The organism is Sphingomonas folli (assembly GCF_019429525.1).
Lineage (GTDB): Bacteria > Pseudomonadota > Alphaproteobacteria > Sphingomonadales > Sphingomonadaceae > Sphingomonas > Sphingomonas folii.
In genome coordinates this window covers 106522-120908 of the sequence record NZ_JAHXZL010000007.1, presented here as the reverse complement: position 1 = coordinate 120908, position 14387 = coordinate 106522, and the positions used below count along the sequence as shown (strand labels likewise).

The window sequence follows — 14387 nt, the reverse complement described above, 5'->3', positions numbered from 1 at the left end:
GGATAAACTTGTCGATGCCGGCCGCGTCCCGAGCGCTCCGGTGCGGCTTCATCCCGTTTCGGGACATAACGCCCGTCGGCGCCGAACGGCGCTGCCGCGGGCGTTTCGGCAAAAAATTTTCGTTCGCCGATCGTTCTCTTGCAATCGCGGGAGCCCGCGAAAGTCCGCGCGTCGCCGCACCGCATGTGGCGGCGCGAGCGCTTAGGTCCGCCATCGACCGCTTTTAGCGGGTTGCCCCTCATCGCGATCTGCCACAATCTGTAGAGGTACGGGCGGCGTATCGACCCCAATGGTAGTAGAACGAGGCGTTCGCCCCCATATCGGTGGGCCACGCCGGGGCGATCGCGGCGAACGCGATGGTCTCTTTTTGTTCTCAAGGAGTTCGGCGTCGGCTAGGATCGGGGACTGCCTCGATTCGGTGACAGGAGCCAGGAGCGGGAGCGGCATGGCGATGGATTTCAGGGAAACGGACGGTGCGGCGATGATCACCGAGACGATCGAGACAGCGACGGCGCCCACCCAGGGGCGGGCGAACGGCGAGGCGCAGCCCGGCGGCGACACGATCGCCAAGCACGGCGCGCGTGCGCGCCCTTATCCGGTCGAGGTCGACCACGGGCGTGACGCGCTGCTGACCGACTTCGGCAAGGAGACGCTCAAGGACCGCTACCTGCTGCCCGGCGAGAGCTTCCAGGACCTGTTCGTCCGCGTCGCCTCGGCCTATGCCGACGATGCCGCGCACGCGCAGCGGCTGTACGATTATATCTCCAAGCTGTGGTTCATGCCCGCCACCCCGGTGCTGTCCAACGGCGGCACCGGGCGCGGGCTGCCGATCAGCTGCTACCTCAACTCGGTCCCCGACAGCCTCGACGGCATCGTGCAGACCTGGAACGAGAACGTCTGGCTCGCCTCGCGCGGCGGCGGGATCGGCACCTATTGGGGCAACGTCCGCGGCATCGGCGAGCCGGTCGGGCTCAACGGCAAGACCTCGGGCATCATCCCGTTCGTGCGCGTGATGGACTCGCTGACGCTCGCGATCAGCCAGGGCTCGCTGCGGCGCGGCTCGGCGGCCTGCTACCTCGACATCTCGCACCCCGAGATCGAGGAGTTCCTCGAGATCCGCAAGCCGTCGGGCGACTTCAACCGCAAGGCGCTCAACCTGCACCACGGCGTGCTGATCCCCGACGCCTTCATGGAGGCGGTGCGCGACGGCGCCGAGTGGCAGCTCCGTAGCCCCAAGGACGGCTCGGTCCGCAACACGGTGGACGCGCGCGCCCTGTTCCAGAAACTGGTCGAGACCCGGCTGGCCACCGGCGAGCCGTACATCGTCTTCGCCGATCACGTGAACTCGACGATGCCCAAGCATCACCGCGACCTCGGGCTCAAGGTCTCGACCTCGAACCTGTGCAGCGAGATCACGCTCCCGACCGGCCGCGACCATCTCGGCAACGACCGCACCGCGGTGTGCTGCCTCTCCTCGCTCAACCTCGAGACGTGGGACGAGTGGAAGGACGAGAAGGGCTTCGTCGAGGACGTGATGCGCTTCCTCGACAACGTGCTGCAGGACTACATCGACCGGCACGAGCCGGGGATGGAGCGCGCGGCCTATTCGGCGGGGCGCGAGCGCTCGGTCGGGCTGGGTGTGATGGGCTTCCACTCCTTCCTCCAGCAGCGCGGGCTGCCGTTCGAGGGGGCCATGGCGAAGAGCTGGAACCTCAAGATGTTCCGCCAGATCAACGCGCAGGTGAACGAGGCCTCGATGGTGCTCGCGCACGAGCGCGGGCCGTGCCCCGACGCCGCCGACATGGGGGTGATGGAGCGTTTCTCGTGCAAGATGGCGATCGCGCCGACCGCGTCGATCTCGATCATCTGCGGCGGCACCAGCGCGTGCATCGAGCCGATCCCGGCCAACATCTACACGCACAAGACGCTGTCGGGCAGCTTCGCGGTGAAGAACCCGTACCTGGAGAAATTGCTCACCGAGAAGAGCAAGAACTCGGACGCGGTGTGGAACTCGATCCTCGAGCATGGCGGCTCGGTGCAGCACCTCGACTTCCTCAGCCAGGAGGAGAAGGATTGCTACAAGACGTCGTTCGAGATCGACCAGCGCTGGCTGCTCGAGCTCGCCGGCGACCGCACGCCCTATATCGACCAGGCGCAGTCGCTGAACCTGTTCATCCCGGCGGACGTAGAGAAATGGGACCTCTTGATGCTCCACTTCCGCGCCTGGGAGCTGGGGATCAAGTCGCTCTATTACCTCCGCTCCAAGTCGGTGCAGCGCGCCGGCTTCGCGGGCGCCGAGGGCCAGGGCGGCGTGGAGGCGGACAACACGCTCGCCAAGCCGCAGTTCTCGCTGGCCGAGAGCACCGACTATGACGAATGCCTGGCGTGTCAGTGAGGTGATATCAGCGGACTAAGCGGATCACCCTCACCCTTCCCGTCGCCTCCGGCGATGGGCCCCTTCCCTCTCCCGCTGGGAGAGGGAGGGAGGCGCGCAGCGCCGGAAGGGTGAGGGTGACCGCCACAGGAGACAAACGATGCGTCTCTACGACGATCGACCGTCCGGCACCGTCGCGCGTGCGCGGCAACTACGCCGCGACTCCTCCGCTCCCGAGCGTCGCCTGCTCCGCGCGCGGCGTGCTGCCTTTCCATACGTCAAATGGCGTCATCAGGCGCCGATCGGGCCGTTCGTCGCCGACATGCTGTGCCTGTCCCACCATCTGGTCGTCGAGGTCGACGGCGACACCCACGCCGAGACGGTCGGCTATGACGCGCGTCGCGCCGCGGCGATGCGCGCGCTGGGCTACACCACGCTGCGCTTCACCAACGCCGAAGTGATGGAGAATATCGCCGGCGTGCTGGAGCGCGTGTCCTTCTCCCTCAGGGAGAAGGAGGGAGCGGCGCAGCCGCGGCAGGATGAGGGTGAGCGCTCCACGAGAAAGGGCGACGCCCGATGATCCGGCGTCTCCCTCACGCTCCCACGACCTGCGGCCGCGGGCTCCTCCCTCTCCCGCCGGGAGAGGGACTTACCGCCTCACTCGGCCTCTTCGAACATGTCCTGCGCGTTCTGCGCGGTCGCCGACAGGCGCACCGTCTCGCCCTCGATCTCCGCGACCAAGCCGAGCGGCAGGTAATGGTGCTTCGCGCCCTGCCCGTCCTCGGTGGACGGCGAGTCGTTCTTGGTCAGCTTGATGCGGTCGCCGTCGACATGGTCGACCGTGCCGACGTGAACGCCGTCCGCGCCGATCACCTCGGCATGTTCCTTGATCTGGCTGGCATCGACCATGGTCAGTCTCCTCTGTTCGGTTCGGGGGCGCAACGCGCGGGGCGGGAGATGGTCGCATGCTGAGCACGCTGCCGCTCCAGTCCGCGATCATGTTCGCGGTCGCGGCGGTGTTCGCGCTCGCGGGCGCGTGGCTGCTCGCCGAGCTGCGCCGCCCGCTGCCCGAGGCGCGCGTCTACGCCTATCGCATGGTCGGCGTGATGGCGCTGTCGGGCGGCGTCGTGCTGGCGCTGTCCGCCGCGGCGATGTGGCAGTGGAGCCTCGAGCCGTGACCGACCCGCCCTCCTGATCCGACCCGATCATCCCTATCTCGACCAACAGCGTCCCGGAGTAACCGCCATGTCCCTTCTCGAAGCCCGCAAGCAGTACAAGCCGTTCGAATACCCCTGGGCGTTCGAGTTCTGGAAGCGCCAGCAGCAGCTCCACTGGCTGCCCGAGGAGGTGCCGCTCGGCGAGGACTGCCGCGACTGGGCGCAGAAGCTGACCGACCACGAGCGCAACCTGCTGACGCAGATCTTCCGCTTCTTCACCCAGGCCGACGTCGAGGTGCAGGACTGCTACCACGAGAAATACGGCCGCGTGTTCAAGCCGACCGAGGTCAAGATGATGCTGACCGCGTTCAGCAACATGGAGACGGTCCATATCGCGGCCTACAGCCACCTGCTCGACACGATCGGCATGCCCGAGAGCGAGTATGGCGCCTTCCTCGAGTACGGCGAGATGAAGGACAAGCATGACTACATGCAGAACTTCGGCGTCGACAACGACCAGGACATCGCGCGCACGCTCGCCATGTTCGGCGGCTTCACCGAGGGCGTGCAGCTGTTCGCCAGCTTCGCGATGCTGATGAACTTCCCGCGCTTCAACAAGATGAAGGGCATGGGGCAGATCGTCAGCTGGTCGGTGCGCGACGAGAGCCTGCACTGCGAGGGCATCATCCGCATGTTCCACGCCTTCTGCGCCGAGCGCCAGTGCCTGACCAAGGCGGTGAAGGACGACATCGCCGACGTGTGCCAGACGACGATCCGGCTGGAGGACAATTTCATCGACCTGGCGTTCGAGATGGGGCCGGTCGAGGGGATGAAGCCCAAGGAGATCAAGAAGTACATCCGCTATATCGCGGACTGGCGGCTCAACCAGCTGGGGCTGAAGCCGATCTACATGATCGACGAGCACCCGCTGCCGTGGCTGACCCCGCTGCTCAACGGGGTGGAGCACGCCAATTTCTTCGAGACGCGCGCGACCGAATATTCGAAGGCCGCGACCAAGGGCCAGTGGAACGACGTGTGGGACTCGTTCGACAAGCGCCAGAAGGCCAAGAGCGGCAGGCCGGCCAACGAGGACGCGGGCGAGACCAGCGGCGACATGTTCGCGGGCGTGGCGGCGGAGTGAGCCCTTCTCCCCTCCCTTCAGGGAGGGGTCGGGGCTGGGGCCTTGGCGCGAGGGACGCCGCTCGCGGAAACGCCCCACCCCGGTCCTCCCCTGAAGGGGAGGGAGCACCGACTGACCACTGCTCGATGACGATGACGGACCATCGGCAGCGCGGCCTCGATCTCGTGCCGCTCGAACCGATCGCGGGAGCGGACGGATGATGAAGCTCACCGGCCTGATGGTGACCGGCCCTGCCGCGCTGCCGCTGACCTCCTCCGACGGAGCGCGCACGAGCCGATCGCTCGCGATACGGTCATGACCCGTCCGCTCGCCGACCCCACCTATCTCGCGCGCGCCTTCCTGGAGGTCGGCGTCCTCGCCTGGCCGAACGACGTCGAGCTGTCACCGGCCAGCCCGGATCGGCGGCTCGACGCGTCGGGCGCACTGGTCAGGGCGGAGGCCGCCTACCGATGACCCCCAGCTGGCACCCCGCCCCCGACAGCGGCATCGCGATCCGCGCGGTCGAGGCCAATGGCCTCACCTTCGAGGTCGCCGAGGCGGGGCGCGGCGAGCATCTCGCGCTCTGCCTCCACGGCTTCCCCGAGCTGCACTATAGCTGGCGTCACCAGATGCCGCTGCTCGCCGCGCTCGGCTACCGCGTCTGGGCGCCCAACCAGCGCGGCTATGGCGGCACCTCGCGCCCGCCGGCGGTGGCCGACTATACGATGGACCAGATCGTCGCCGACGCCGCCGCTTTGTTCGACGCCAGCGGCGCGCGCACGCTCACGCTGATCGCGCACGACTGGGGCGGCGCGATCGCGTGGAACTTCGCGATCAACCGGGTCCGCCCGCTCGAGCGGCTGGTGGTGATGAACCTGCCCCACCCCGCCTGTTTCGCCGCGGCGCTGCGCCACTGGCCGCAGCGCCGCCGCAGCTGGTACATGAGCGCGTTCCAGCTGCCCTGGCTGCCCGAGCGCGTGATGGCGCTCGGCGACGCCGCGCTGGTGCGCCATGCCTTTCGCGGCATGGCGGTGGACAAGACGCGCTTCCCCGACGCGGAGCTCGACGTCTACGCCGCGGCGGCGCGGCGGCCGGGCGCGCTCAAGGCGATGATCGACTGGTATCGCGCCGCCGCGCGTCACCGCGACCGGATGCGCTTCGGCCATGGCGGGCGAGTCGAAGTGCCCACGCTGATCGTCTGGGGCGAGGAGGATGCCGCGCTCGGGCTGGAGACGCTCGACGGCACCGAGCGCTACGTCGCCGACCTCACGGTGCGGCGGCTGCCGGGCGTGTCGCACTGGGTGCAGCAGGAGGCGCCCGAGCGGGTCGAGGCGATCCTGCGCGAGTGGCTGCCGCGCGGGGGGTGAGGGGTGTGGCGGCGAGCGGGCGATGCTCGTCTCGCGGACGCCGTGCTCCGGCGTACGCCGGATCCCAGGGCGGCGCACGTCACGCCCGCGACCCTGGGTCCCTGCGTCCGCAGGAACACGGGGGACGGTAGCGCCGGTCCGCTCCCGCCCCGCCGTCATCCTGAACTCGTTTCAGGATCTACGGCGCAGCGGGCGCTGCCGCCGCTGGAAAGAAGACGCGGGCGGCGAACGCCCCGTCCTCCACTCGGCCGCGGCGTGAGCGGCCAAGTGGATCCTGAGACGAGTTCAGGATGACGGCAGCGAGTAGAGGAGAGGAAGAACCTCCCCCCCTCACTCCCCGAACGCGCGCCTGATCAGGTCCGCGGTGGAGGCGTCGAAGTCGCCGCCGCCCTTGGCCGCCGCCTTGGCCATCTCCTTGCCCAGCTCGACGCCGAACTGGTCGAACGAGTTGATCCCCAGCAGCACGCCGTTCACGAACACGCGATGCTCGTAGAAGGCGATCAGCGCCCCCAGCGTGCGCGCGTCGAGCCGCTCGAGCAGCAAAGTCGACGACGGCCGGTCGCCGGGGTAGCTGCGGGCCGGGTCGGCGGCGTTCGCGCGGCCGCTCATCAGCGCCGCGCCCTGCGCGAAGGCGTTGAGCAGCAGCTGGCGGTGATGCTCGGGCGGCAGCGTGTCGCCCGCCTCGATCACCGCGAGGAACTCGACCGGCACCAGGTGCGTGCCCTGGTGGAGCAGCTGGAACACCGCGTGCTGCGCGTCGGTGCCCACCCCGCCCCAGGTGATCGGCGCGGTCGGGCGGCCGACCGGCTGGCCGTCGACCGTGACGCCCTTGCCGTTCGACTCCATCTCGAGCTGCTGGAGATAGCTCGGCAACAGCCGCAGCCGCTCGTCATAGGCGAAAGGCGCGCGCGTCTCGGCATGCCGGACCTGGGTGTAATAGAGGTCGGCGAAGGCGGCGAGCGCGGGCGCGTTCTCGTGCAGCGCCGACAGGCGGAAGTGGCGGTCCATCTCGGCCGCGCCCTCGAGCAGCTCCTCGAACTGCTCCCAGCCGAGCGCGATCGCGGCGGGGAAGCCGATCGAGGACCACAAGGAATAGCGCCCGCCCACGCCCTCGGCGAAGGGCAGGATGCGCGTCTCGTCGACGCCCCACTCGATCGCCTTCTCGGGCGAGGCGGTCAGCGCGATCACGCGGCCATACGGGTCCTCGACCCCCGCGCCCGTCATCCACTGGATGACGCTCTCGGCGTTCATCATCGTCTCGGTGGTGGTGAAGGTCTTGGAGGCGACCACCAGCAGGGTCGTCTCGGGGTCGAAGTCGTCGAACACGTCGTCCAGCGCCATGCCGTCGACGTTGGAGACGATCGCCACCTCGTAGCGGTCGCTGCCGCGTCCCAACGCGTCGACCAGCAGGTGCGGGCCAAGCGCCGAGCCGCCGATCCCGACGTGGAGGATCGAGCGCACCGGCCCGAACGCCTCGGCCTCGATCGCGTCGATCAGCCCGCGCATGCGCGCGTGATAGGTGGCGGCGCGCGCGACGCTCTCGGCCTTGCCCTCGCCGCGCTCGGCGGTGTGCTCGACCGGGCGGTCCTCGGTGACGTTGACGTTGGCTCCGTTGAACAGCGCCTCGCGCTTGCCGGCGAGGTCGACCGACTTGGCCAGCGCCTCGAAGGCGGTGAGCGCCTCGGCGGTGAGATGCGTCTTCGACCAGTCGAAGTGGATGCCGGCGACGTCGAGCGACAGCCGCTTCAGCCGATCCGGGTCGTTGGCGAAGAGCGTCTCGAGCCGCTCGAGCGGCAACGCCTCGATCGTCGACCAGTCCGCCATGTCATCTGTCCTTCCGGCTGTCTCGTGTCGCGGCGCACAACGGGTCGGCGGCGCCAAGGCTCCGCTTGACGCGACGCGACGGTTGCGCGACGCGGTGCTTCATGGCCACCCCCACAGCCGCCGGCAAGCCCGCGCGTTCGGAAACCGCCGAGACGATCCGCTTCCTGCTGAAGCTGGCGCTCTTCGTCTTCGTGCTGCGGAGCTTCATCTTCTCGCCTTTCTCGATCCCGAGCGAGTCGATGCTGCCGCGGCTGCTGATCGGCGACTATCTGTTCGTCTCCAAGTGGAACTACGGTTACTCGCGCTGGTCGTTGCCCGGGGGCGTGCCGCTGATCCCGGGGCGCATCCTCGCGCACGACCCCACCCGCGGCGACACGGTGGTGTTCCGCTCGATGGGGCCGGACGACCATGACGTGATCAAGCGCGTGATCGGCCTGCCCGGCGACACGGTGCAGATGCGGAACGGCCAGCTGTTCCTCAACGGCAAGGCGATTCCCAAGCAGCGGGTCGCCGACTTCGTCGTGCCGCTCTCGCCCAACTTCCCCGCCGAGAAATGCGGCGCGCGCTTCCAGGACAGCGACGCGCAGGGTCACCCGGTGTGCCGTTACCCGCGCTTCCGCGAGACGCTGCCGGGCGGGCGCAGCTACACCGTGCTCGACCAGGAGAACATCCCCGTCGCCGACGACACCGACGTATACCAGGTGCCCGCTGGCAACGTCTTCCTGATGGGGGACAATCGCGACGATTCGGCGGACAGCCGCTTCGCCCCGCCGGTCGGCATGGGCTATATCCCGATGGAGCGGATCGAGGGCAAGGCGGTGGTCACCTTCTGGTCGACCGACGGCTCGGCCGAGTGGCTCAAGCCGTGGACCTGGGTCTCGGCGGCGCGCTTCCGGCGAATCGGGGAGGGCTTTTGAGCGACGCCGGCGACGATCTCGCCGGCTGGATCGAGGCGCGCTTCGGCGTCCGCCCCGACGATATCGCGCCCTTCGTCCGCGCGCTGACGCACGGCAGCCACGCCGAGGGTCAGGCCGGCGGCAGCTACGAGCGGCTCGAATTCCTCGGCGACCGCGTGCTGGGCCTGTCGATGGCGGAGTGGTTGGTGGAGCTGTTCCCGGCCGAGCCCGAGGGGCAATTGTCCAAGCGCTTCAACGCGCTGGTGACCGGCTCGGTGTGCGCCGCGGTGGCGCGGGAGATCGGCGCCGACGCGCGCGTGCGGCTGGGCAAGCAGGCGCGCGACGACGGCGCGCAGCACAGCGACAACGTGCTGGGCGACGTGGTCGAGGCGCTGCTCGGCGCGGTCTATCTCACCGCCGGGCTGGCGCCCGCGCGCGCGGCGGTGCGGCGGCTGTGGCGCGACAAGGTCCACGCCGAGGCAGGCGCGCCGCAGCATCCCAAGTCGGCGCTCCAGGAATGGGCCGCGGCCCATCGCCGCGCGGTGCCGGCCTATGCCATCGTCGAGCGCGCCGGGCCGGGCCACGCGCCGCGTTTCACCGTGCGCGCCACCGTGGGCAAGGACGAGATGCTCGCCGAGGGGACCAGCAAGCAGGAGGCCGAGACCGAGGCGGCCAAGGCGCTGCTCGCCGCGCTGTCGGCGCAGGCGCCGGTGCGGGGCAGGCGGCGGCGGTAAAAGGGCGCCCCCCTGCGCATGCAGGAGCCCCGGGCCGCGGCGCCGGCGATAGGGTGGTGGCGGTGAGAAGCGGTGCTCCTGCGCACGCGGGAGCCCGGAGCCGCGAGTGTCGCTTCCCGTGACCCTATGCTCCCGCGTGCGCGGGAGCACGGGGTCTTGTGGAGGAGCGCCACGCTCTCCCTTTCTCTCGCCGTCATCCTGAACTCGTTTTAGGATCCACCGTCTCGCAGGCCCGGCGGTCGCTGGGTCCTCGGCCCCGTGGATCCTGAGACGAGCTCAGGATGACGCCGGAGGGCGGGTCCGTGACCCACCGCGCGTCCCGCGACCGCGGTCCGGAACACCCCACCCTCCCCGCACATTCCGCCCGCATGGCGGGACGCGTGCGGCGCAAGCAGGGACTGGCCGAGGCCGAGCGGCGCGCCGCGGCCGAGGCCGCGCTGCCCGACCGCTGCGCGCTGTGCGGCCGCCCGCTCGGCCGACGCGTCGAGTGGCACCATGTCGTGCCGCGCAGCGAGGGCGGTCGCGAGACCGTGCCGCTCCACCCGATCTGCCACCGCGCGATCCACGCCGCCGCGGACAATGCGTCGCTCGCCCGGGCGGGCACGCTCGACTCGATCCGCGACTGGCCCGCGATCGCGCGCTTCCTCGGCTGGATCGCGGACAAGCCGCCCGACTTCCACGCGCCGACGCGACGCGGCCCGGCGTGACTCAGCCTGAGACCATCCCCCACAGCAGATAGCCGTTGAGCCCGACGATCACCGCCGCGATCCCCCAGGCCAGCGCCGCCAGCCAGCGCGGCGCGGCGAACTCCCCCATCAGCCGGCGGTTGGCGGTATAGGCCACCAGCGGGATCACCGCGAAGGGCAGCTGCAGGCTCAGCACCACCTGGCTCAGCACCAGCAGCTCGGTCGCGCCGCGATCGCCCATCGCCGCCACCACCACCACCGCGGGCACGATCGCGATCGCGCGTGTCACCAGCCGGCGCAGCCACACCGGCAGCCGAACGTCGAGGAAGCCCTCCATCACGATCTGGCCCGCGAGCGTGCCCGTCACGGTCGAGTTCTGCCCGCTCGCGAGCAGCGCCACCGCGAAGACCGCGCTCGCCGCACCCACGCCCAGCATCGGCGACAGCAGCTCGTGCGCCTGCTCGATGTCGGCGATGTCGGTTCGCCCCGCGGTATGGAAGGCCGCGGCGGCGAGGATCAGGATCGCGGCGTTGATGAAGAAGGCCAGCCCCAGCGCGACGGTCGAGTCGATCGTCGCCAGCTTGAGCGCCTCGTGCCGGTCGCGCGCGCCCACGCCATAGGCGCGCGTCTGCACGATCGAGGAGTGGAGATAGAGGTTGTGCGGCATCACCGTCGCGCCGAGGATGCCGATCGCGATGTAGAGCATGGCGGGGTTGGCCACCACCTCGCGCGACGGCACGAGCCCGCGCGCCGCGCCGCTCCAGTCGGGATTGGCCCAGAACAGCTCGAACGCGAAGCACCCCGCGATGATGACGAGCAGGCTGGCGATGAACGCCTCGAGCCGGCGGAAGCCGAAGCGCTGCAGCGCCAGGATCAGGAACACGTCGAGCGCGGTGACCACGACGCCATAGACGAGCGGCAGGCCGAACAGCAGTTTGAGCGCGATCGCCGTACCCAGCACCTCGGCCAGGTCACAGGCGATGATCGCCACCTCCGCCAAGATCCAGAGCAGCCAGGCGACCGGGCGCGACGAATGCCGACGGCACGCCTGGGCGAGGTCGAGCCCGGCGCCGACGCCGAGCCGCGCCGACAGCGCCTGGAGCACGATCGCCATCAGGTTCGACAGCAGCACGACCGAGAGGAGCGTGTAGCCGAAGGCCGATCCGCCGGCGATGTCGGTGGCCCAGTTGCCCGGGTCCATGTAGCCGACCGCGACGAGCCAGCCCGGCCCGACGAAGGCCATCAGCTTGCGCCAGAAGCCCGCCCCCTCGGGTACGGGGACGGTGGCGAAGCTGTCGCCGAGCGAGCGCGCGGTAGATGTCATGCGCGGCGTTGAATGCGGGAGACACGCCGGGGTTTCAATGGGGACGGTGGCGACGGCGCGATGCCGACCGTCCGACCGCCGATCTGCGGGCGTCACGCGGACAGCGGACACGCGCGCGGTGCGCCACGGCGACCGCCGGTCTGGCGCCGGTCTGGCGCCGGCCTAACGCCGGCCTGACGCCGGCTGGCGTCGGTGATGCAGAGGATCGAAGAGGCCGCGCGACGGGAGATTTTCTCGCCCGATCGGCCGTCGCCGACGTGCCGGCAGCCTCCGACGCGATCTTACCCCACCAGTCGGCGCAGCCGCTGCAGCGTCTCGTCGAGCAGCAGCGGCTCGAGCGCCATCGCGCGCGGCGCGACCGCGGGCGTGGAGCGCGCGAGCGCGGCGGGGTCGAACAGGCGCAGCGGCAGGTCGAGATCGCGCGGCAGCGGGCGCTCGGGAGGCGGCGTCAGCCACGCCGGCACCGCCTCGGCGGCGCGCGCATGGCGTCCGTCGCGGCGTCGCAGCCGACGCCACGCGCCGGCCAGACCAGAGAGAGGGGCCGCGGCGGAGGAGGCGGCGGCGGAGCGGGTGAGGACATCGGCGACCATGCGACTCACCCTAGCGGCGCAGTGGTAAGTCGATGGTTAACGCGACGGAAGGCAGCGGCGCCAGGAAGGCGCCAGGAAGGCGCCTCAGGGCGCCGGCGCCACCGCCACCTTGCCCTCGCGGCGCGGGTCGTAGCCGCCGTCGAGCCGGCCGTCGCGCACGATCACACCGTGCAGCCCCGAGTCCTCGCCCTGCCCCGGCCGCACCGTCACGCCGCGCGCGGCGAGCCCGTCGCGCACCGCGGGCGCGAACTCGTCGGCCTCGCCCTGGAACGAGTCGCCGCGCGCGATCAGGTTGGGCAGTGCCAGCGCCCGCTGCATCGTCAGCCCCCAGTCCACCGCGCCGACCACCGCCTTGCCGACATAGGCCAGGATCGCGTTGCCTCCGGCCGATCCGACCGCACCGGCGAAGCGCCGCTGGCGGTCCAGCATGATGAGCGGCGTCATGGACGAGCGCGGGCGCTTGCCCGCGGCGACCGCGTTCGCCGCCGCGCGCCCCTGGGCGTCGCGCGGGCTGAACGAGAAGTCGGTCATCTGATTGTTGAGGAAGAAGCCGTCGACCATTCGCCCCGAGCCGAAGATCGACTCCACCGTGGTCGTCATCGACACGACGTTGCCGCGCGCGTCGCCGATGACGAAGTGCGAGGTGCCGGTCGGCTCCAGCGTGCGGTCCGCGCCGCGCGCGGTGGCGCCCTGCGGTACGCCGGGCGCGGGCGCGGGACCGGCGCGCTCGCCGATCAGCCGCGCACGCCGGTCGAGATAGGCGGGTGCGAGCAGCCCGGCGACGGGCACGTCGACGAAGGCGGGGTCGCCGACGTAGCGGTCGCGATCGGCGTACATCAGCCGGCTCGCCTCGGCGAAGAGGAACCAGCCGCGCGGGTCGTCCGCGCCGTGGCGCGCCACGTCGGTGCGCTCGAGCAGGCCGAGCAGCTCGAGCAGCCCGACGCCGCTGGCGGGCGGCGGCGGCGCGCAGACCAGCAGCACGCGATAGGGTGCGCACAGCGGCTGGCGCACCGCGGGGCGATAGGCGGCGAGGTCGGCGAGCGTCATGCTGCCGGCGAGCGGCCCCTCGTGGACCCGCGCGACGATGCGCCGCGCGGTCTCGCCGGCGTAGAGCGCGTCGGGTCCCTGCGCGGCGAGCCGCCGGAGGAACCCCGCATAGGCCGGATTGCGCAGCCGGTCGCCGGCGCGCAGCAGCCCGCCGCCGGGTCGCGCGAAATAGGCCAGCACGTCGGGCGCGCTCGACTCGGGGAAGCGCCCGCTCGCCAGGAAACGGCCGAGCCGCGGCGAGACCAGGAAGCCCGCGCCGGCGGTCCGCTCCGCCTCGCCGAACAGCGCGCGCCACGGCAGCGCGCCGTGGCGCCGATGCGCCTCGGCGAGCATCTTCACCGCGCCCGGCACGCCGGTGGCGCGGCCGCTCAGCACCGCAGTGGCGAAGGGCAGCGGGCGGCCGCCGTCGTCGAGGAACATGTCGGGGGTAGCACCCGCGGGCGCGGTCTCGCGCCCGTCGTAGACGGTCACCTGCCTGGTGGCGGCGTCGTAATAGGTCATGAAGCCGCCGCCCCCCATGCCCGAGCTCTGCGGCTCGACCAGCGACAGCATCGCCTGCACCGCGATCGCGGCGTCCACCGCCGAGCCGCCGCGGCGCAGCACCGCCAGCCCGGCGTCGGCGGCGAGGGGGTTGGCGGCGACGACGAAGAGCTGCGGCGCCGTCGTCGGGGTGGCGGCGGTGGCGGCGGCGGGTGGCACGGACCCGCGCGCGGCGGGCGGGGGAGTCGCGCAGCCGCCGAGCAGCGCCGCCAGCAGCAGCGCCGCGCTCTTCCCCCACCAGCTCGCGCGCGCTGCCATGGCCGTTCCTTCCGCTACCCGAAGCCGCGCGGGATAGCGGCGAGCGGCGGCAGCGTAAACCGCGCGGACCCTCAGCCGAGCGCGATCGCCCCCGCCGCGGCGAAGCCGGCGAGCGCGAGATAGCCGAGCACGCGCGCCAGCGACTCCTTGCGATAGTCGGCGTAGCGGCGGCGGTGCAGCCAGTAGCGCCCATCCTCGGTCCGCTCGAGCGCGCCGAAGGCGATCATGCGGTCGAACTCCTCGCCGCCGAGGCGCGTCTCGGGCCGCTCGAACGCGGTGGCCGTGGCGGCCGACGTCGCCCCCGCGGAGAGGAAATGCCACGCGATCTTCTTGCGCGCCTTCATGATCACCGTCGCGGCGATGGTACCGGGCATGCTGCGTCTCCTAGCTCGTGAAAGCCCCTCCCCTTCAGGGGAGGGGTTGCGGTGGGGCTTTCCTCAGGCGCTGCGCTCGGGGCCAGGCCCCACCCC

15 protein-coding genes are annotated in these 14387 nt (G+C 70.9%); 9 read left to right on the top strand and 6 right to left on the bottom strand.

Annotated features, from left to right (window positions below; all coding sequences use genetic code 11):
• Positions 1-451 precede the first annotated feature (451 nt).
• Both KZ813_RS12145 and KZ813_RS12140 read left to right on the top strand, forming a co-directional pair.
• A complete protein-coding gene (locus KZ813_RS12145) occupies positions 452-2395 on the top strand; it encodes a ribonucleoside-diphosphate reductase subunit alpha (RefSeq protein ID WP_219755371.1) in 1944 nt (647 codons plus the stop codon).
• A 139-nt stretch (positions 2396-2534) separates the two neighbouring features.
• The gene (locus KZ813_RS12140; RefSeq protein ID WP_219755247.1) at positions 2535-2954 is read left to right on the top strand and encodes an endonuclease domain-containing protein; all 420 of its coding nucleotides are present in this window, start codon (positions 2535-2537) and stop codon (positions 2952-2954) included.
• Between the two features lie 77 nt (positions 2955-3031).
• On the opposite strand, the gene KZ813_RS12135 is transcribed toward KZ813_RS12140, so the two are convergent.
• Positions 3032-3283, bottom strand: a complete 252-nt coding sequence (locus tag KZ813_RS12135; protein WP_219755246.1) for a DUF2171 domain-containing protein — start codon at positions 3281-3283, stop codon at positions 3032-3034.
• 56 nt (positions 3284-3339) lie between these two features.
• Between KZ813_RS12135 and KZ813_RS12130 the strand changes: the two genes are divergently transcribed.
• The 4 genes from KZ813_RS12130 (at position 3340) to KZ813_RS12115 (ending at position 6018) form a co-directional block, all read left to right on the top strand.
• Positions 3340-3552, top strand: coding sequence for a hypothetical protein (locus KZ813_RS12130; RefSeq protein ID WP_183923849.1), 213 nt, complete (start codon positions 3340-3342; stop codon positions 3550-3552).
• Positions 3553-3619: 67 nt separating this feature from the next.
• Positions 3620-4672 carry a ribonucleotide-diphosphate reductase subunit beta gene (locus KZ813_RS12125; RefSeq protein WP_219755245.1) on the top strand — a complete coding sequence of 351 codons (1053 nt, stop codon included), beginning with the start codon at positions 3620-3622 and terminating at the stop codon, positions 4670-4672.
• Between the two features lie 294 nt (positions 4673-4966).
• Complete coding sequence (locus tag KZ813_RS12120; RefSeq protein ID WP_219755244.1) at positions 4967-5125, top strand: hypothetical protein; 159 nt, start codon at positions 4967-4969, stop codon at positions 5123-5125.
• Positions 5122-6018 (top strand): alpha/beta fold hydrolase, encoded by an 897-nt coding sequence (locus KZ813_RS12115; protein ID WP_219755243.1) that lies wholly within the window; start codon positions 5122-5124, stop codon positions 6016-6018. Before KZ813_RS12120 ends, KZ813_RS12115 begins: the two co-directional genes overlap by 4 nt.
• Positions 6019-6348: 330 nt before the next feature.
• Here KZ813_RS12115 and pgi read toward each other — a convergent pair whose 3' ends face one another.
• Positions 6349-7842: a glucose-6-phosphate isomerase gene (gene pgi / locus KZ813_RS12110; protein WP_219755242.1), complete on the bottom strand. Its 1494-nt coding sequence runs from the start codon at positions 7840-7842 to the stop codon at positions 6349-6351.
• A 101-nt stretch (positions 7843-7943) separates the two neighbouring features.
• On the opposite strand from pgi, the gene lepB reads away from it, so the two are divergent.
• The 3 genes from lepB to KZ813_RS12100 all read left to right on the top strand — a co-directional run bounded on the left by lepB (position 7944) and on the right by KZ813_RS12100 (position 10179).
• Entirely contained in the window at positions 7944-8759 is an 816-nt protein-coding gene (lepB, locus tag KZ813_RS20155; protein ID WP_258046701.1) for a signal peptidase I, read from the top strand.
• Entirely contained in the window at positions 8756-9472 is a 717-nt protein-coding gene (gene rnc, locus KZ813_RS12105; protein WP_258046700.1) for a ribonuclease III, read from the top strand. Before lepB ends, rnc begins: the two co-directional genes overlap by 4 nt.
• A 368-nt stretch (positions 9473-9840) precedes the next feature.
• A complete protein-coding gene (locus KZ813_RS12100; RefSeq protein ID WP_219755240.1) occupies positions 9841-10179 on the top strand; it encodes an HNH endonuclease signature motif containing protein in 339 nt (112 codons plus the stop codon).
• A 1-nt stretch (position 10180) separates the two neighbouring features.
• On the opposite strand, the gene KZ813_RS12095 is transcribed toward KZ813_RS12100, so the two are convergent.
• The 4 genes from KZ813_RS12095 to KZ813_RS12080 all read right to left on the bottom strand — a co-directional run bounded on the left by KZ813_RS12095 (position 10181) and on the right by KZ813_RS12080 (position 14291).
• Positions 10181-11482, bottom strand: a complete 1302-nt coding sequence (locus tag KZ813_RS12095; protein WP_219755239.1) for an Nramp family divalent metal transporter — start codon at positions 11480-11482, stop codon at positions 10181-10183.
• A 281-nt stretch (positions 11483-11763) separates the two neighbouring features.
• Positions 11764-12072: a hypothetical protein gene (locus tag KZ813_RS12090; RefSeq protein ID WP_219755238.1), complete on the bottom strand. Its 309-nt coding sequence runs from the start codon at positions 12070-12072 to the stop codon at positions 11764-11766.
• A gap of 84 nt (positions 12073-12156) precedes the next feature.
• Positions 12157-13917 (bottom strand): gamma-glutamyltransferase family protein, encoded by a 1761-nt coding sequence (locus KZ813_RS12085; RefSeq protein ID WP_219755237.1) that lies wholly within the window; start codon positions 13915-13917, stop codon positions 12157-12159.
• 71 nt (positions 13918-13988) lie between these two features.
• Complete coding sequence (locus tag KZ813_RS12080) at positions 13989-14291, bottom strand: hypothetical protein (protein WP_219755236.1); 303 nt, start codon at positions 14289-14291, stop codon at positions 13989-13991.
• Between the last annotated feature and the right edge of the window lie 96 nt (positions 14292-14387).